The sequence below is a fragment of the Roseobacter weihaiensis genome (assembly GCF_020622345.1).
Lineage (GTDB): Bacteria > Pseudomonadota > Alphaproteobacteria > Rhodobacterales > Rhodobacteraceae > Roseobacter > Roseobacter weihaiensis.
Genome location: NZ_JACNMO010000037.1, coordinates 20128 through 37999, shown reverse-complemented (window position 1 = coordinate 37999; position 17872 = coordinate 20128). Strand labels below are relative to the sequence as shown.

The 17872-nt window shown below is 57.4% G+C and carries 13 protein-coding genes, 2 pseudogenes and 1 riboswitch; of the genes and pseudogenes, 11 read left to right on the top strand and 4 right to left on the bottom strand.

Features of this window, described 5'->3' with window-relative positions; all coding sequences use genetic code 11:
- The first annotated feature begins 456 nt into the window (after positions 1-456).
- Positions 457-1545 (top strand): annotated as a pseudogene (locus H7847_RS24765) (IS110 family transposase).
- A 247-nt stretch (positions 1546-1792) separates the two neighbouring features.
- On the opposite strand, the pseudogene H7847_RS24760 reads toward H7847_RS24765, so the two are convergent.
- Both H7847_RS24760 and H7847_RS24755 read right to left on the bottom strand, forming a co-directional pair.
- Positions 1793-1906, bottom strand: a pseudogene (locus H7847_RS24760) (integrase); the annotation flags it as partial.
- Positions 1907-2169: 263 nt separating this feature from the next.
- Positions 2170-3072 carry a LysR family transcriptional regulator gene (locus H7847_RS24755; protein WP_227272172.1) on the bottom strand — a complete coding sequence of 301 codons (903 nt, stop codon included), beginning with the start codon at positions 3070-3072 and terminating at the stop codon, positions 2170-2172.
- Positions 3073-3206: 134 nt separating this feature from the next.
- Between H7847_RS24755 and H7847_RS24750 the strand changes: the two genes are divergently transcribed.
- The 8 genes from H7847_RS24750 (at position 3207) to H7847_RS24715 (ending at position 13664) form a co-directional block, all read left to right on the top strand.
- On the top strand, positions 3207-5093 hold the full coding sequence (locus tag H7847_RS24750; RefSeq protein ID WP_227272171.1) for an ABC transporter substrate-binding protein: 1887 nt from the start codon (positions 3207-3209) through the stop codon (positions 5091-5093).
- Between the two features lie 78 nt (positions 5094-5171).
- A complete protein-coding gene (locus H7847_RS24745) occupies positions 5172-6158 on the top strand; it encodes an ABC transporter permease (RefSeq protein WP_227272170.1) in 987 nt (328 codons plus the stop codon).
- Positions 6155-7336, top strand: coding sequence for an ABC transporter permease (locus H7847_RS24740; protein WP_227272169.1), 1182 nt, complete (start codon positions 6155-6157; stop codon positions 7334-7336). The genes H7847_RS24745 and H7847_RS24740 overlap by 4 nt, the downstream gene beginning before the upstream one ends.
- Before the next feature lie 5 nt (positions 7337-7341).
- A complete protein-coding gene (locus tag H7847_RS24735; RefSeq protein WP_227272168.1) occupies positions 7342-9075 on the top strand; it encodes an ABC transporter ATP-binding protein in 1734 nt (577 codons plus the stop codon).
- Complete coding sequence (locus H7847_RS24730) at positions 9072-10169, top strand: CapA family protein (RefSeq protein ID WP_227272167.1); 1098 nt, start codon at positions 9072-9074, stop codon at positions 10167-10169. Before H7847_RS24735 ends, H7847_RS24730 begins: the two co-directional genes overlap by 4 nt.
- Entirely contained in the window at positions 10166-11332 is a 1167-nt protein-coding gene (locus H7847_RS24725; protein ID WP_227272166.1) for an enolase C-terminal domain-like protein, read from the top strand. The genes H7847_RS24730 and H7847_RS24725 overlap by 4 nt, the downstream gene beginning before the upstream one ends.
- 12 nt (positions 11333-11344) lie before the next feature.
- Positions 11345-12562 carry an MFS transporter gene (locus H7847_RS24720; protein ID WP_227272165.1) on the top strand — a complete coding sequence of 406 codons (1218 nt, stop codon included), beginning with the start codon at positions 11345-11347 and terminating at the stop codon, positions 12560-12562.
- 22 nt (positions 12563-12584) lie between these two features.
- Positions 12585-13664 (top strand): tartrate dehydrogenase, encoded by a 1080-nt coding sequence (locus H7847_RS24715; protein ID WP_227272164.1) that lies wholly within the window; start codon positions 12585-12587, stop codon positions 13662-13664.
- A 373-nt stretch (positions 13665-14037) separates the two neighbouring features.
- Here H7847_RS24715 and bluB read toward each other — a convergent pair whose 3' ends face one another.
- Together bluB and H7847_RS24705 are read right to left on the bottom strand one after the other, a co-directional pair.
- A complete protein-coding gene (bluB, locus tag H7847_RS24710; protein ID WP_227272163.1) occupies positions 14038-14718 on the bottom strand; it encodes a 5,6-dimethylbenzimidazole synthase in 681 nt (226 codons plus the stop codon).
- 50 nt (positions 14719-14768) lie between these two features.
- Positions 14769-14947: riboswitch (cobalamin riboswitch) on the bottom strand.
- A gap of 161 nt (positions 14948-15108) precedes the next feature.
- Positions 15109-15741, bottom strand: a complete 633-nt coding sequence (locus H7847_RS24705; RefSeq protein WP_227272162.1) for a LysE family translocator — start codon at positions 15739-15741, stop codon at positions 15109-15111.
- A 517-nt stretch (positions 15742-16258) separates the two neighbouring features.
- Between H7847_RS24705 and H7847_RS24700 the strand changes: the two genes are divergently transcribed.
- Both H7847_RS24700 and H7847_RS24695 read left to right on the top strand, forming a co-directional pair.
- Positions 16259-16834 (top strand): DUF4956 domain-containing protein, encoded by a 576-nt coding sequence (locus tag H7847_RS24700; protein WP_227272161.1) that lies wholly within the window; start codon positions 16259-16261, stop codon positions 16832-16834.
- A gap of 33 nt (positions 16835-16867) precedes the next feature.
- Complete coding sequence (locus H7847_RS24695; protein WP_227272160.1) at positions 16868-17647, top strand: polyphosphate polymerase domain-containing protein; 780 nt, start codon at positions 16868-16870, stop codon at positions 17645-17647.
- Positions 17648-17872 lie beyond the last annotated feature (225 nt).

Genomic DNA, 17872 nt, shown 5'->3' with positions numbered 1-17872 from the left:
GGGCTTACGCGGCCCCACTGGGGCCACGGTCCCATTCCAACTCACTGAAGGCTTCTCTTCATCATCTGTCTCCTCAGTTGGAGAACAGACTAACCCTAAATCGAGGACTTTTCAGGGGAGCACGTCATTCCCTATAGCGGCAAATGCCCTTGATGGTAAGTTTGATTTGAAAAACTAATCCCATGAGTTTGTTGGCGAAAAGCCATCGTGGTATGAAATCTGCGACGGCGCTCCGCAAAATGACGGCCACCCCAAGTAGCTTTGCATGTGGCAGCTTCGCCCTGCATTCTAACTGTTTGACGACCCCAGCATCTCGCGCACGCGTCGAATGTCCGGAGTGACGGGCCGCTTTGCAGCATTGTATAGGGTAGCTCAATGCCCGGTAATGGGATGTACCGGCTGTTTCACCCAGCAGGTTAGGCTTAGCCTATTTCACCTGCAGATAGGAGAAGTAGCATGGCGAACAACGATTTTGATGAACTGATGTCGATCAGCATCGATATTGGCAAAGACACATTCCACATTGTGGGTTTCGACCCTTCTGGAAAACGCGTCCTCCGCAAACAGATCAAGCGCTTGGCCTTGACTGCAGCATTTGACAAGTTGCCCCGCTGTATCGTGGGCATGGAAGCGTGCTTGAGCGCGCACTTTGTCAGTCGCACACTGCGCAAACTGGGCTTTGAGCCACGGATCATCCCTGCGATTTACGTGAAGCCGTTCAATAAAGGGCAAAGTGAAGCGGATAAGAAAACGATCCAGTGAATCGTTTTCCCGCTGAACGACTACAACGACGCTGAAGCCATCGCCGAAGCCGCACTTCGGCTCAACCTGCAAACCGTGTCCGAGAAGAGCCAGGATCAGCTCAATCTTCAAGCCCTGCACCGGGTCAGATCGCGTCTGGTGTCACGTCGGACTGCCACGATCAATCAGATCCGCGCCTTCCTGATTGAGCAAGACATCACAGTTCGCAAAGGCCTTCGCGCTTTGAAAAACTCGTTCGAAGCGATCCTTGAAGAACGAAAGTACGAGATATCGCCACGCATGCGGAGCATATTGATCGGCCTCTACGGTGACTGGATGTGGATGGATGACCGGATCGATAGGGTGTCCAAAGAGATCGAAGAAATCAGCCAAACGGAAGAAAACTGCGTCAATGTCATGACGGTGCCTGGCAGTGGCCCGATGATCTCTACCGCGATGGTCGCTGCCATTGGGGAGGGCGAGGCCTTTGATCATGGGCGCGACTTTGCAGCCTGGGTGGCGCTGGTTCCGAGGCAATACAGCACGGGTGGTCGAACAATCCTTGGGCGCATCTCCAAACGCGGCAGCAGGTACTTGAGGATGCTGTTTGTTCAAGCAGCCAAGATCATCATGATGCGACCGCATCGCTGGCCCGACTTCAGCTTTGGCGAATGGTTAACCCGCGCATCAGAGCGCATGCATCGCAACAAGGCTGCCGTCGCCCTTGCAAATAAACTCGCGCGCATGGCTTGGAGCATTCTGAGACACAAAACGGCGTTTAACGAGCTGAGGCAATCCAAATGAGGTCGCGATAGATCGAAAGCATGGAACGGAAACACTACGCCCCCAGAGTCTGAGAGCCCAAATAGTCGACGATGACTTGTCCGGTAATGAGATCACGGTGCGTGCGTAACCCCAGCAAGGCCACGACCCGCGTGTCGATCAGTAGGCCGGATACATATGAGCGACTTCCGAGAACATGCGAAGAAATCATTTGCGAACAGCAGCCGGTACATACACATTGGGCCGTCTCAGAAGACGGCCCGCTTCGTTAGATTTCAATAGCTTCTGCGATGGCCAGTGCGTCTTCCAGCTCAACGCCTAAATACCGCACTGTGCTATCCATTTTCGTGTGGCCAAGCAGAAGATGAACAGCCCGAAGGTTAAGGGCCGCAAGCGTTAGTTTCTCTGTCGACATATTGGCGACCGCCAATATACTATAGCGCTTTTAAAGCGGAAAGAACCTGTTTTAGGCCCTAGGTGCAATGCTTAAGTCGAAGGCTCACATCTGCCGGTCAAGCCCGTCCAATCGGTGGCAAAAAGGTTGGATGGTATCGAAGCCGCCGACATGATGCACAAAGGGTAGCTGCGCCCAGGTTTCAACCCCGCGATAGAGCCAACAAGCAAGACAACGTTTTTCGGCCCGTACTAAGTGGCCTGCCATAGACGAGCCGTCTCTTCCAGTGCTGCCAGCAAACAGTTGTCTGGATCGGAGAGTGCGCGGGAGCGTGCATAGATCACTTGCGGTGCAATAGCCCTCTTCGGGCGAAACTGCAGCGTGGTGAGACCTTCGGCATGGGGTGTGTTTCGTGCAAACGGGTCGCACAACCCAAGTCCCGCGCCGGATCTCACGAATGCAAGCCCCATGAAGGAGTTCCCGGTCGAGATCGCGACGTTGCGCGTCGCCCCCCACTCGGCAAAGATCAGGTCGAGGTCCAAGCCAATCGCAGAAAGGCGTCCAAACGAAATCAGTGGAACGTTGTCGAGGTGCTCTGGGGTCACCTCGTCTTGATCGGCAAGCGGGTGGTCTTTGGGCACCACACAAACGATTTCGGTTGTGCAGAGGCGTATGGACTCCGCCGTGGGGCCGGCTTCGCGTTCGTTGTAGACAATGCCAAAATCGAAATCGCCGCGTAAGATGCCCTGCTTGATTGCGGCCGCGTCTCGCACCCGAGTTATGATTTGCGTCTGCGGAAAGGCACGGCGGAGCGTGGCAATTGCATCGGATAGCAAAGCAGTGGCAAATGAGGGGGTCGTTGCGATCTGGATGCGTCGACCCATTCCATAGCGCAGCAAGTCGCCCACCTCTCGGGCTGCGGCCACGCCGTCGAATATCTGTGTTAGGATGGGGCGAAGCTCGAGCAGCTCCGCTGTCGGGATCAGCGCGGTTCCGCGGCGCAGGAAAAGCTCGACATCCAGAATATGCTCTGCCGCCCCGACATGGCGGCTGATCGCCGGCTGCGACACGCCAAGCGCCTTTGCCGCCCCGCTCATGGTACCTTCGCGCAGGATTGCGTCCAGCACTTCCATGTGACGGAAACTAAGCTGCATGGATCGCAATCCTATAACTCAGCGTCATACTAACCCCCCAATTTGATATTTGACGATTATAGGTTGTGACGCAATCCTAATCGGAGGCCCTCAACAAAAAGGGCCCTGGAGATCACTTTGGGAGGAGTATCACCATGCGACTTATGTCAATTGCTATTCTATGTCCGACGGCGATCGTTGCCGGAGGTATCGCCTTAGCTGACGAGGCACCGATGCTGGCCGAGCGCGTTGCGGCAGGTGCGCTGCCGCCGCTGGAGGAACGATTGCCTGCCAATCCACGTGTTCTGGAAACACCAGACGGAATTGGTGTGTATGGCGGCACCTGGCGCACCGGGATGCGTGAAAGTGCGCCAACGTGGAATCTGCGGACGGTGGGCTACGACAATATGGTGCACTGGACGCCTGACTGGTCCGGAACTGTGCCCAACATTCCCGAAGCAATCGAGATCAACGCCGAAGCCACAGTCTACACGATTGACCTGCGCGAGGGGATGCGCTGGTCCGATGGTGAGCCCTTCGATGCCAATGATCTGATGTTTGCCTACGAGGTCTGGCAAAACCCAGATCTTGATCCGTTTCCCGACTACATGATCACGGGTGCCGGTCCGGGCGTCGTAGAGATGATCGATGACTACAAGGTGCAGGTGACGTTTCCAATACCGAACGCGTCCTTTCTGGATGGTATGGCGCAGGTGACCACGGCCATCGGAGGGGATGCATTCACCAAGTACCCCGAACACTACATGCGCCAGTTCCACGCCGATCACACCAATGCAGACCTTGAGGCAATGGTAAGTACGGCGGGGGTCAACACTTGGCAGGAACTCTTCGCACTGAGGGCTGACACCTGGCTGAACACTGACAAACCGAGCCTGAACGCGTGGGTCATTACCACCCCTCTTGGCGCGGGGTCGCGCGTTGTTGCCGAGCGAAACCCTTACTACTGGAAGGTCGACGCCGAGGGGAACCAGCTGCCATACATCGATCGGGTAGTTTATGAGGTGGTGCAGGATCCGCAAGTGCTCCTGCTCAAGGCGCTTGCAGGCGAGATCGACATGATTGCCGCGCTGATCAACGATCCGGAAAACAAAGCGGTCCTGTTCGACGGTATGGAGCAGGGCGGTTATCGGTTCCTGGACATGACGCCGTCGGATTCAAACCTTGCCAACTATGCCTTTAACCAGATGCACAAAGACTCGGTGCTTCGCGAAGTGCTGCGCAACAAAGACTTTCGTGCTGGGCTGAGCCACGCCATCAATCGTCAGGAAATCATTGATCTGGTCTTCATCGGTCAGGCGCAGCCCCTCCAGACTGCGGTGCTGCCGAGCTATGAGTTGCTCTATAACGAGCAGCTTGCGACGCAATTCCTCGAATATGATGTCGCGAAAGCGAATGTGTATCTTGATAAGGCGTTCCCAGAGAAGGATGCAGAGGGGTTCCGGCTCGGACCTGATGGCAAGCGGATCCAGTTCGCCCTGCTGACCCGCGCTGACAAGACATTTATGGCAGATATCGGGCAGATGCTGGTGGAGTACTGGAAGGAGGTCGGTGTCGATGCCCGTGTGGATGTCGTGGATCGTTCTCTCGTGCGGTCGCGCAAGAACGCCAATCAGCACGATGTGATCATCGAAGACTTCCCGGGCGGTGCGCGCGACGCCTTTTTGCGCCCGACACCTTGGGTGCCGATGCATCACAACGCAGCCTACGGGATTCCGTGGTTTGACTGGTACCGTGGTGAAGGGGGTGAGCAACCGCCTTCGAACGTCATGCGTCAGATCGAACTCTGGAACGCGATCAATGCGACAGCGGACCAGGACGCCCGGGTTGAGATGATGAAGGAGATTCTCGCGAACGCAGCGGAGGACTTTTACAACATTGGCATCGCAGTGCCGCTGTCGAGCTACGGCATCGTCAACGCCAACATGCGGAATGTTCCGCAATCCATCCAGGGAAGCTATTGGTTTGCTCCGCCGGGGCCGCTGAACCCGCCAACGTGGTACTATGAAGGTGGCACGAACTAAGTTGCCTATCCTCCGGAAACCGGAGCGGCGGGGGCCGTTCCGGTTCCGGCAAGCCGTTTTCTGAAAGGGCTCTCCCGCATGCTGATGCGATATGTGATCAAACGCCTGCTCTACATGGTGCCAACGCTGTTACTGATCTCATTGGTGTCGTTTGCCATCGTGCAATTGCCACCGGGAGACTTCCTCGACAGCTACATTGCGACACTTGAAGCAGGTGGCGGCGACATCAGTGCCCGCGAGGTCGAACTGCTTCGACAGCGCTATGCGCTCGATGGCAATGTGGTGACGCAATACTTCGTCTGGATTGGTAACGTTTTGCAGGGCGATTTCGGCTGGTCCTTTCAATACCAGCGCCCCGTGTCGGATGTTCTTTGGGGCAGGGTCGGGCTGACTTTTCTGATTTCGCTGGCGTCCATGATTTTTGTCTACATGGTCGCTTTTCCGATTGGCATTTACTCGGCCGTCCGGAAATACAGCCTTGGCGACTACACATTCACGTTTCTCGGCTTTCTCGGCCTCGCCATCCCCAATTTCCTTCTGGCGCTCGTGCTGATGTATGTCTCGCTAACCGTATTCGGACAATCGGTGGGCGGCCTGTTCAGCCCAGAGTTCCAGGATGCACCGTGGAGCTGGGCCAAACTGGTCGATCTGCTGGCGCATCTGTGGATCCCGGTAATCATCATCGGCACTGCGTCGACCGCCGGGCTAATCCGTGTGATGCGCGCCAATCTGCTGGATGAGCTGAACAAACCATATGTCGAAACCGCCCGTGCCAAAGGGCTGAGCGAGGGGCGTTTGCTTCTGCGCTATCCGGTGCGCCTAGCGCTTAATCCGTTCGTCAGCCAGGTTGGCTGGGAGCTCCCCGCGCTGATCTCCGGGGCGGCGATCACGTCTATCGTTCTGAATCTGCCGACCACAGGCCCGGTCCTTCTGACCGCTCTGAAATCACAGGATATGTACCTTGCCGGCAGCTTCATACTCATCCTGTCCGTTCTGACCGTGATCGGCACCCTGATTTCGGATCTTCTGCTGGCCTGGCTTGACCCGAGGATTTCCTACGAATGAGTAACGGCACCCAGTTCGACCCCCCCGCCACCGGTGAAAGCTTGTCCGCGACAGATATGGACTGGTCGCCAGATCAGGGCGGCCATATCACCGGCGCTGATCTGGCGACCGCGAGCCAGTGGAAACTCATGTGGTGGAAGTTCCGCAAGCATCGGCTTGCGATGATCAGCGGAGTGATTGTGCTGGCAATCTATTTCGTTGCGCTCTTTGCCGATTTTATCGCGCCCGCCGATCCCAATGCCACTCATCCCCGCTACACTTATGCCCCACCGCAGAGCATCGGATTGTTCGTTGAAGGGCAGGGATTTCAACCCCATGTCACTGGCTACAAGGTCGAAGTCGATCCGGTTGCGATCCGTCGCGTTTTCACAGCCGACGAAGAGCAGATTGTACCAATCGGGTTCTTTGTCCGGTCCGAGCCCTACAGAATGCTTGGTCTGATCGAGATGGAGCGCAAGCTGATCGGCCCGAAGGAACCGGGGCAACCGTTCTATCTTCTGGGTGCGGACCGTCTGGGCCGTGACATGTTGAGCCGCATCCTGCACGGTGCCCGCGTATCAATGTCCATCGGACTGGTGGGGGTCGCCGTTTCACTGGGTCTTGGGGTGCTGTTGGGCGGCATTTCCGGCTATTACGGCGGCTGGGTCGACGATGCGGTGCAGCGTTTGATCGAGCTTTTAAAGGCGATCCCTACAATTCCGCTCTGGATGGGCTTGGCAGCAGCGATCCCGGCGGCGTGGTCTCCATTGGCGGTTTATTTCGTGATAACCGTACTGATCTCCCTTATCGGCTGGACGTCACTTGCCCGCGAGGTTCGTGGCAGGTTCCTGTCGATGAAAAACGACGACTTCGTTATTGCCGCCAAACTTGACCGCGCAAGCGAGCTGCGGGTGATAGTTCGCCACATGGCGCCCAGCTTCGTTAGCCACATCATCGCCACGCTGACGTTGGCCATCCCCGCTATGATCCTTGCTGAAACGGCGCTCAGCTTTCTCGGAATCGGTTTGCGGCCGCCTGTGGTGAGTTGGGGCGTGTTGCTGCAAGAGGCGCAGAACGTGCGCGCCGTGGCGACTGCGCCGTGGCTCCTGATGCCGGGGCTGGCTGTGGTGATCGCTGTCCTGTCGCTCAATTTCCTCGGGGATGGTTTGCGCGATGCCGCTGACCCTTACAGCGAATGACGGCCATGGATGGGACCCTTCAGGATAAATCGCCGAATGCCGCCGACCCGGTGCTGGAGGTTCGCGGCCTGAGCACGCATTTTGCGCTGCGGCAGGGCGTCCTCAAGGCCGTTGAGAATATCAGCTTCACGGTCAAGCGGGGCAAGACCCTTTGCATCGTTGGTGAAAGCGGGTCTGGCAAAAGCGTCGCCGCGCGCTCGATCCTGCAAATCGTGCCCAGCCCCGGCAAAATCGTGTCCGGCCAGATGGTCTTGCATCGCCGACGCGGGAGCACCATAGACCTTGCCGCGCTCGACCCCCGCAGCGCCAAGATGCGCGCGGTGCGCGGCGCGCGCATCTCGATGATCTTTCAAGAACCGATGAGTTCGCTGTCGCCGGTCCACAAGATCGGGTTCCAGATCGAAGAGTCGCTTGTCCTGCATACCAATCTCGACAAACCCGCGCGCCGCAAGCGGGTTCTTGAACTGCTGCGGCAAGTCGAAATCTCAGAACCCGAAGCTGCGGCCGACCGGTATCCGTTCGAGTATTCAGGTGGCATGCGCCAACGCGCCATGATTGCGATGGCGCTGGCATGTGAGCCGGATGTCCTCATCGCAGATGAACCGACCACCGCCCTCGATGTCACGACTCAGGCAGAAATCTTGGACTTGATCGCGCGGCTCCAGGCAGATCATGGCATGGGCGTGATGTTCATTACCCACGACATGGGCGTCGTCGCCGAGATCGCCGATGAGGTTTGCGTGATGTTTCGCGGCAAAGTCGTCGAGCAAGGCCCGGTTGACAATATCTTCCACGCGCCTGAACACCCCTATACCCGCATGCTGATCGGCACCGCGCGCAAGCTTGAGGCAAGGGCCGAGGCCAAACCACCATTTAGAGCAGGCGCCTCCATTCTTATGGTCGAAGGGTTGACCAAAACCTTCGAGAAACGCACAGGCTTCATCCGCAAGACCACTGTGCGAACAGAGGCTGTGAAGTCCGCCTCTTTCACGTTGCGCGACGGCGAAACACTGGGGATTGTGGGCGAGAGCGGATCGGGCAAAACAACGCTCGGCCAGATGATCCTGCGGACGGTCGAACCCACAGCCGGCAAGGTGCTCTATCACGGGCGTGCTGGCGGCGCGGTCGATGTGACCGCGCTCAATCGCGAGGGGATGCGCGACATCTATGGCGACATCCGCATGGTATTTCAGGACCCCCACAATTCGCTGAACCCCCGGATGACGGTTGAACAGATCATCGCCGAACCATTGCGCAACTCCGGATGGTCCAGTTCGGACAGCCATGCGCGGGTCAAGGAGTTGCTCGACCTGGTCGGCCTGCCTGCTCAGGTGATGGAACGGTACCCCCACGCATTTTCCGGCGGTCAGCGCCAGCGTATTGGCATCGCGCGCGCTCTAGCACCGGAGCCCCGGATCATCGTCGCCGATGAGGCGACGAGTGCGCTTGACGTTTCTCTGCGCGCACAGGTTCTGGAGCTGTTGTTGTCGATCCAGAAGCGCATGAGCCTCAGTTTTTTGTTTATCAGTCATGATATCAGCGTGATCCGATACTTTTGCGACCGTGTAGCAGTGATGCGGCAGGGTGAGATCGTCGAAATCGGTGAGGTCGACCAGGTCTGCACGACACCACAACACGGCTATACCAAGGCGCTTTTGTCCGCGGTGCCGCATCCCAACCCGCGCGCGCGCCGGCTTGCAACCCGGCATCGCTACAAGACAGAAAGGACCGAAACGTGAACTACTCCGCTCCCATAGCATGGCCGTTTTCAGTGATCCCCGAGGCTGGCGACGCCACTCTTCTGGTGGTTGGCGATACCAACGTCCTTGGCCGTGATGACGCGGCAACAGCTTTTGCGCGGGTGCAAGCAACATTCGATTCTGCCGACGGGGTGATCGGCCAGATGGAGGGTATGTTGACAACACCTTCGGAGGATCCCGAAGCACCGGACATTCCCTTCAAGTCTTGGTGGCGACACTCGGAAATGCATGTGGCCAAGGGGCTGAAAACGGCAGGCTTCAGCGCGGTAGCCTGTGCATCGAACGTGGCGTATCCCGGTCAGGCCTGTGTCGACACCGCCGTTGCCTGCCGGAATGCAGGGCTACCGATGGCTGGCGTCGGTGAAAACGAAGCGGCAGCGCGCGCGCCGGCACTGTTCCTCTTGGGATCCACGAAAATCGGCCTGCTGAGCTACACCTCTGTGTTCCACCCAAACATCATGCCTGCCGGTCCAAGACGGCCCGGGTGTGCCACGATTCGTGCTCACACCGGCTGGACACCGGGGCGCCGCGTGCTCGAGATGCCAGGCGACAAGCCGGAGGTGTCGACTTGGGTCGATACCGATGAACTTATGCAATTTCGCTCCGATGTGCGCGCGGCCAGGGCGCAGTGCGATACTTTGATCGTTTCGTGCCATTGGGGCATCTCCTCTTCGCCCGAGACCCAGCAGTATCAGCGCGAAATCGCGCGCGCCGCAGCAAACGAGGGGGTCGATCTGATCTTTGGTCACCATCCCCATGTCATCCAAGGGGTCGAGTTCATCGGTGACATGCCAGTCTTCTACAGCTTGGGAAACTTCGCCTTTGACGGCCAAAAGATGCGCAACCGCCACCTGGAAGGTCTGGTACTTCGGCTCCTTGTCAGGTCAGGCCGCATTGCAGATATCGCCATCGTGCCCGCACGCCGCGGCGAAGAGAACCTCGTGGAACTCCTTGACCCCTCGGTCGGTTACGGCGCTAGCGTCATGGCTCATCTCAGCGAGCTTTGCGCGAATTTCGGAACGCGCGTGCAGACCCGGGGGGCGGATGCTGCTGTGACAGGGGCGCTTACATGAAGATTGCGCGCGTTACGCCTTACCTTTCCGACCGTTACCTCTTTGTGGAGATCGAAACCGACACAGGGCTGGTTGGCACTGGCGAATGTGGCACATGGGGACATCTTGAGGCTGCGCGGACCGCCATAGAGAAGTTTGGCGCATATCTGATCGGCAAGGACCCAGGCCCGATTGAGCATCATTGGAACGTGATGCAGCGCTTCGCCTGGTTCCAAGGCGCCGTTGCAGGCGGTGCGATCAGCGCGATCGACATCGCTTTGTGGGATATCAAGGGGCAGGCGGCCAGACTGCCGATCCATGCTCTTCTGGGCGGGCCAACCCGGAACGGAGCCAGGCTCTACGCCCATGTAAAGGCCGCCACACCGCAAGAAATGATTAACCGTTGTCTCGTGCGAAAGGCCCAGGGCTTTACGGCAATAGGTCATCTCAACCCGTTTCTCGATGAAGATCGTTCAGTGCCGTATGAGAAAGCTCATTCTCGCAAAATTGAAGAGGCAGCGGCACTTGTGGCCGATCTCCGCGCCGAACTGGGTCCGGATATAGACCTCTGCATCGAGATCCATCGACGTCTCAGTCCGCCTGAGGCAATTGCGCTGGCACGAGAAATCACACCGCATCGACCTCTGTTCTTCGAAGACCCGATCCCGCCGACCAGTGCCGACAGCATGGTGCGCGTCGCCGCGGCCATTGGTGTTCCCGTGGCTACAGGCGAACGCTTTGCGACTTTACAAGAGTTTCAGGCGCATGTTGCGCATGGTGCGCTGTCCTTTGCACGCGTATCTGTCTGCCTGTGCGGCGGCATTACTGGCGCCCGCAAGATCGCGGCGCTCTGTGAGGCCTTCGACATAGGGGTCATCCCGCACAACCCGTTGTCGCCGGTATCGCTGATGGCGTGTCTGCATCTCGCTGCGAGCATCCCCAATTTCGTCATCCAGGAATTTCCGACGGTCGAGATTGGCACGGTTGAGATGGATCAACTCGACAGGCTGCTGCGCGGGTGGGACTTTGTGACCGAGAGACCAACCGTCTCACAGGGTTATGCCAGCATCCCGACCGCGCCCGGGCTTGGGACCGGCTTGACCGACATCGGTCGAACGGCACCCGTGGTGGCGAAAAAGGTGGGCATGCGCGCCCACGCCGATGGCTTCGTGGTCGACCAGTGAGGAACAGCCAGGATGAGCGGTTGGCATTCAACCAGGGAGCTCTTGCACCTGCCGCGTGTCGCGATCTTTCTGTTCGGCAGGATGCTGGCAGCGACCGGTATCTGGCTCGAACGGATCGGTCTGGCCTGGATTGTCTGGGACTTGACGGCCCAGGCTTCGTGGGTTGGCGTTCTGGCTTTCGTGCGATTGGCACCCACCCTCGTTCTGACGCCATGGGGGGGCGTTCTGGCAGATCGTTTGGGCGCAGCACTGGTACTGCGGGTGTGCTTTTCCGGAAGTGCGCTGGTGGCCCTGGGGATTGTGGCGCTGATCGTTACAAATTCCATGAGCTTGGTCAGCATCCTTGCGATGGGTGCGCTGAGCGGGTGCTTTCAGGCTGTAGCGACCGGTCCGATGAAGTCAATCCTGTCGGATGTATCACCGCGCGCGCTCTTGGCAACGATCGTGCCGCTTGGCTCTGTCACCTTCCACCTTGCAGGCTTCATCGGCCCCGCGCTCGCTGGAGTGTTGATTGCAGCCATGGGCGCCGGACCGGTATTTGTCTTGGCCATAATCACCTCTCTCGCTTTCGTCGTAATCCTCGGGAGCGTACCCCACGTGCGGCTTCAGGAGGGTCGGATAGGGTCTCATTTACACGCATTCGGGGCCGCGGCCTCCCGTGCCTGTTCCGACCCGCTAATTGGTCCGCTGATGGCCATGCATCTTGGTTTCGCCTTGTTCTTGCGCCCAGTGATCGATCTCTTGCCGGTCGTGGCGGGCAAACTTCTGAACGGCGATGCCGGAACGCTTGGCGTGTTGAGTGCATCAATGGGTCTCGGGGCCTTAGCGGGCAGCCTTTGGATGACGTGGCGCAGCGGGGGCGAGACGGGCACGCGCGCTTTACGCCTTCGCGTGCTCGGTGCCGGATTTGCAGCGTCACTCGCCGCGATTGCGTTGGCGGCCTCGATCTCCCTGTGGCAGGCGGGAGTATGTCTTTTCGCCCTTGGTGCTGCGCTGGTGATGCGCGGTGCTGGCGGCAATACTCTCGTCCAGCTGACAGTTGCCGACAGCGAGCGAGGCCGCGTGATGTCGCTTTGGGGTATGGTTCTGCGACTAGGCGCGGCGCTGGGTGGGCTCGCCCTGGGCATCGCCATCGACTACTTCGGTTTGCGGTCCGTTCTGATTGGCGCGGGCGGGCTTGTCGCATGTTTTCTCCTCGTTTTAGGCCAAGCGCTTTGGCGCTTGCCCTGAGCACTAGCATTGGGATCCCAGGATGACCGAAAAGAACTCTTACGACATCGCTATTATTCCTGGCGACGGCATCGGAACCGAAGTGCTGCCGGTTGGGCGGTCGGTCGTCGACAAAGTAGCAGCAAAACATGGCTTTTCGGTCGACTGGCACGACTACGACTGGTCGTGCCAACGCTACGAGACGGCCGGGGCGATGATGCCGGACGGCGGGCTCGAGGAACTCCGCTCGAAAGACGCGATCTATCTCGGTGCAGTTGGCTGGCCCAGTGTGCCGGACCATGTCTCGCTTTGGGGTCTGTTGATCCCGATCAGGCGTGCATTCGACCAATATGCAAATGTCCGACCCGTTCGGCTTCTTCAGGGGATCTCGTCACCTCTCGCAGGGCGCGGGCCCGAGGATATCGATTTCGTCGTCGTCCGCGAGAACGTCGAAGGCGAGTACTCCGAGATTGGCGGGCGTATTTTTACGGGAACCGACCGCGAAACAGTGGTGCAGGAGGCGGTGTTCACCCGTGTAGGATGTGACCGGATTATCCGATATGCCTGCGAGCTTGCGGCAGCACGGCGTGGTCATGTCACCTCGGCCACCAAATCGAACGGGATCATCCACTCCATGCCGTTCTGGGATGAACGGTTTCGGGCGGTCACCGAAGAATATCCGCACTTGGAGACGGCGCAATTCCACATCGATATCCTGACTGCGCATTTCGTACTCCATCCTGATTGGTTCGATGTGGTGGTGGGCTCGAACCTCTTTGGCGATATCCTTTCGGATCTCGGTCCGGCGGTGGCGGGTTCCATTGGCATCGCGCCCTCTGCAAACATCAACCCCGATCGTACCGCGCCCTCGATGTTCGAACCGGTACATGGATCGGCGCCCGACATCGCCGGGCAGGGGGTTGCAAACCCGATTGCGGCCGTTTGGTCGGCGTCGATGATGCTCGGTCATCTGGGCGAGGCCGCCGCTGCGGCAGACTTGATAACCGCCATCGAGACGACGCTGAAAAACCCTGAAACCCGCACCGGCGATTTGGGTGGTTCTGCTGACACCCGTGCTGTTGAAACTGCGCTGCTCCGTACCTTGGACAAGCCCACCCTGTGATACCGGACCTTATATTTGTTGTTTTGGGATTTGCGGGCCGGGAGTGGGCAAAACCTGGAGGGCATGCGGCAATCTCGTGGTATATGATCGAGAACCGCTAAATCTGGCATCCGATTGCGCCTGACAGCCACACCAGCGAATGCGCGGTACCTTGACGCAGTACCGACCAAAAGCGGATCGAGAACGCGGGTCCGATTGTCATGAAGTATTCGCATTTTGCTGTCGTCCGGGCAGATCCGGTATGCTTCCCGGATTTCCCCCCCTGGTCGAACAGGACAGCTTTCTGCAACTGTCCCAGCATGTTTCTTGCATCTTCGAGCATCAGCCCCGAGGCTTCGGGTTCCAGTCCCAGAACCGCGCGGTTTGGGCGGTCTTAAGGGGCGCCCCGCCACTTTCCGTCAAAGATCAGCTCTTCTAACGGCATGCGGCGGTTCCAGCCTTTGACCTCAAGTTCGGGACGCTCAAAAAGCTGTTCGACATAGCCAAGACACAGATATGCGACAATCTCGATCCGGTCAGGGATCGAAAGGATATTTCGGAGGTCGGCGTCACGGAAAATACTTACCCAGCCCACACCGATCCCTTCAGCCCGAGCGGCAAGCCAAAGGTTCTGGATCGCGCAAACAGTGCTGTAGACGTCCATGTTTGAGTTGTGGGTGCGGCCCAGCCCCACTTCTCCGCCGCGCGTCCGGTCGCAGGTGACGCAGAGATTGACCGGAGCCTTGCGTATCCCTTCCAGCTTCAGCGACCGATACGTGGACTGACGTGTACCGCTGAACATAGTCGCAGCCTCTTCATTTGCGGTATTGAAGGCCTGCCAAAGTCGCTCCCGGTCCATTGGGGTGCGGATGACGATGAAGTTCCACGGCTGCATAAAGCCCACAGAAGGCGCGTGGTGTGCGGCATCAAGCAAGCGGAGCAGCACATCGTCTGATACCGGATCGGGCAGGAACTGATCACGGACATCGCGGCGGGTGTAGATGGCTTTGTAAACGGCTTTGCGTTCGGATTCGGAAAACGGCGCGGCCTGCGCCAGCGCGGATTTGTTTGGCATTGTTTGGTCCCCAACAACACTTGTATGCGCCAGCCCCACCGTCCTCGTGGAACAAGCTGTGCTGTCTGGCCGGTCTTCTGACTGAGGGTCACTTGATCTGAGCACCTTCCCGGATTGCTCCAGTGGCATTCGCAAAGATCATCCCCTTCACAGCGTTGGGCACGTGCTGGATTTTCGCCAGCTTCCCGATTCTCCCGCATGAACGGGCACCAGACAACCGTAATGACACACAGAATACTTTGGAGAACAAGACTGAATTCAGTCTGCAAAGCGCCACCTGGCAAGAGCCCCGCAGACTTGACCGCGACTATCCCCAAGTGCTGCGCTAAGAACGAATGACCGGTTTCAAGGCTCTTTGATCTGATCTGAAGAGCGGATCTGACTGTGGCCTCATTGCCGGTTCAGCGCGAGATTGGCACCAAGTACGACAAGTATGCTGCCTCCGATCCGCTGAGCAATCTGCCTGGCGGAGCCTGAGGACTTAAAGAAAGTCGCTACTTTATCTGCCAGAACAACACAAAAAACATCAGCACTTGAAAACATGACATTAACAATCGTGCCGAGTATCAAAAGCTGCATCCAAATGGCCAATGACGCGCTTGGATCCGCGAATTGAGGCAGGAAAGCGACATAGAAGATCGCAGTTTTGGGGTTAAGTACTTCGACGGTGACGCTTTCCCAAAAGGCCCGCATTGGGGTTTTCGGCTCGACGAAGCTGTCATGTGCGTCGGCAGACTTGTCGCCAATGAACATTCTGATCCCCAGCCAGATCAAATATGCAGCGCCAGCCAACTTGAGTGCTAGATAGAAGGTGGGTATCGCCTGAAAGAGAACCGCCAGACCGATAGCCGCGGCAACGACGTGCACGTAGCCGCCAAGATGAATCCCTAAGACGGCAAACCAGCCTGCGTGTCGCCCGCGCGCAATTGTCTGAGCGGCAGCGTATAAAGTTGATGGTCCCGGCATGTAAGCAAAGACGCTTGTTGCTAGAATGAATGCGAAAAGAACTTCGACTGAGGGCATTGTCGGTCTTTCAGATTATTGTTTCTGAAAAAGCTAGCCGAAAGTGGATGTGCCGCATAGCCCAATTGGTCATGTGCGGACTTTTACCAGCCGCAATCCAATATTCCTTCGTCCGCAATGCGCCCGTGCCGATAATAAGTGCGACTGAGAGTTCGCAGATTATGCGCTGATGTATGCAGGGCCATTCTCACGGAGCAACCAGATTTGGCGAGACGAGGCGTATCCTTTTTCGCAGCGGCTTCCATCCGCATCAAGTTGCTGAAATTCGCGCCCCGGGTCGTTTGATTGCCAGGTGTGGCTGTCAGTTTCTTAACCTAAGTGGCGGTTTGGTTCATCTGGAGAGGCTTGTCCAAGCATCCATTAATTTCTAACCGCGAGCAATTCGTCAATCAGAATGACTTCAAGGCATTCGAGGAAACATTGTTCTTAGAGGTGCTTAGCAATTCTTTCCTCTTCCCGGGAATAAGCTGAGCTGGCGGACGTTATCTAGGAATAGCTAACACCAAGGATCAATAAAATGCTTGAACACATTCTCTCCCCGGAAACTCTCTTTCGCTTCGCCATCAACATAACTGCCATGGTCGTGCTGGTTTTTGGACTTTTCTACCGCCGTTATCGGGACAAGGAGCTGGTGACTGCTGCGTCACTTTTTAACGTCTTTGCCTTTGGCGTGTTGACCGTGCTGTCTATGGTTGATTTCAGCCTCGCCGCCGGCTTCGGTCTTTTTGCGATTCTCGCCCTTTTCACGCTGCGGTCCGAGCCGATCTCAAAGGTCGAAATCACCTATTTCTTTGGCTCCATCACGATTGCAGTGATCTGCTCGGTTCACGGCACTGGATTGCCCTTTGTCGGTCTGATTGTCAGCCTGGTTTTGCTGGGCGCCTGGGTGCTGGATCATCCGCGCATTTTGCAATCGTCGGATGGGGTCAAGATTACTCTCGACAAGATTGACCCGCATGCCCTGTCGGATACCGAAGCGATGCGCAAGGACCTGTCCATGCGCCTGGGTGTTGATGTCATGTCCTATCAGATCACCGCGCTCGACTACATCAACGACATGGCGCGCATCAATGTCTTCTTCCGCAAGCAATAATTCCCCCGAAAACCAGTCAGAAAGGAGCTTATCATGGATGCCAAAATAGCAAAGACGCTTGCCGGTTTCGACGCAATCAGCCTTGATGAGCTGAACTGCAAAGCAGCAATGCTCGAGCGGCTCGATAACAAGTACATCCTGACCGCAGAGGCCTTCAGACCTGCACTCGAAAAATTTTCAGAGCACTTTGAGGTTCTTGAAATCGAGAACAAGCGGGCCTTCACATACGCCACCAGATATTATGACGATCCGGAGATGCGCGGGTACTACGACCACCATCAGGGACGCCGCAAACGCTGCAAGGTCCGGGTTCGCGAATATGTGGATGCAGGGTTCAGCTATCTTGAAGTGAAGCTGAAAGACAAGCGCAAGGTCACCGTGAAAAAGCGACTGAAGGTTGTCGATCAGGCCAACCCGTTGAACAGCGAAGCGCTGAACTTTATCGAAGAACAATATCGCGGGCTTTATGATGAGGACTTCGGCAAGTCGCTCCATCCGGTTATTGCCATGAGATACGAACGTATAACCCTTGTCGCCAAAGAGGGCGGAGAGCGGATGACAATCGACACCAGCCTGCAATTCGAGGCCAACCGCATGTCGCGCGAAGTCCATCCTGAGATGTTCATCATCGAGACCAAATCCGCACGCGGCAATGGGATCGCGGACAAAATACTGCGCGGGTTCCACCTGCACCCGACCAAGCGGTGTTCGAAGTATTGCATTGGCATGGCGTCGACCGGTGCTGTTCGCCGTCACAATCGCTTTCTGCCAGCGCTTAAGCGCCTGCGTCTGCTCGATCAGGTCGCCGCCTAAATATCCGATAGAGGGATAAATCTTCTGGTGCTAGGCAATGTCGGATGGCCGGCGCCTAGCAGAAGCGATTTCCACGACCAGATCGACATGCTGACTGCATTCCACTTTCCCGGACACAACATCGCAAACGGGCCACGACCGCGCGTCGCTCACGTCGTCCTGTCCAAAGGTATCGAAACCCATTGCGCCATCACAAAGGGTTATTTTGCAAACAACGAACAGGGC

What these genes read in the sequence shown, in the direction of transcription:
- H7847_RS24740 (WP_227272169.1), top strand. Translation starts at nt 6,155, where the DNA reads ATGAGTAACGGCACCCAGTTCGACCCCCCCGCCACCGGTGAAAGCTTG.
- H7847_RS24700 (WP_227272161.1), top strand. Translation starts at nt 16,259, where the DNA reads ATGCTTGAACACATTCTCTCCCCGGAAACTCTCTTTCGCTTCGCCATC.
- bluB (WP_227272163.1), bottom strand. Translation starts at nt 14,718, where the DNA reads ATGCCAAACAAATCCGCGCTGGCGCAGGCCGCGCCGTTTTCCGAATCC.
- H7847_RS24695 (WP_227272160.1), top strand. Translation starts at nt 16,868, where the DNA reads ATGGATGCCAAAATAGCAAAGACGCTTGCCGGTTTCGACGCAATCAGC.
- H7847_RS24720 (WP_227272165.1), top strand. Translation starts at nt 11,345, where the DNA reads ATGAGCGGTTGGCATTCAACCAGGGAGCTCTTGCACCTGCCGCGTGTC.
- H7847_RS24735 (WP_227272168.1), top strand. Translation starts at nt 7,342, where the DNA reads ATGGATGGGACCCTTCAGGATAAATCGCCGAATGCCGCCGACCCGGTG.
- H7847_RS24745 (WP_227272170.1), top strand. Translation starts at nt 5,172, where the DNA reads ATGCTGATGCGATATGTGATCAAACGCCTGCTCTACATGGTGCCAACG.
- H7847_RS24715 (WP_227272164.1), top strand. Translation starts at nt 12,585, where the DNA reads ATGACCGAAAAGAACTCTTACGACATCGCTATTATTCCTGGCGACGGC.
- H7847_RS24755 (WP_227272172.1), bottom strand. Translation starts at nt 3,072, where the DNA reads ATGCAGCTTAGTTTCCGTCACATGGAAGTGCTGGACGCAATCCTGCGC.
- H7847_RS24705 (WP_227272162.1), bottom strand. Translation starts at nt 15,741, where the DNA reads ATGCCCTCAGTCGAAGTTCTTTTCGCATTCATTCTAGCAACAAGCGTC.
- H7847_RS24750 (WP_227272171.1), top strand. Translation starts at nt 3,207, where the DNA reads ATGCGACTTATGTCAATTGCTATTCTATGTCCGACGGCGATCGTTGCC.
- H7847_RS24725 (WP_227272166.1), top strand. Translation starts at nt 10,166, where the DNA reads ATGAAGATTGCGCGCGTTACGCCTTACCTTTCCGACCGTTACCTCTTT.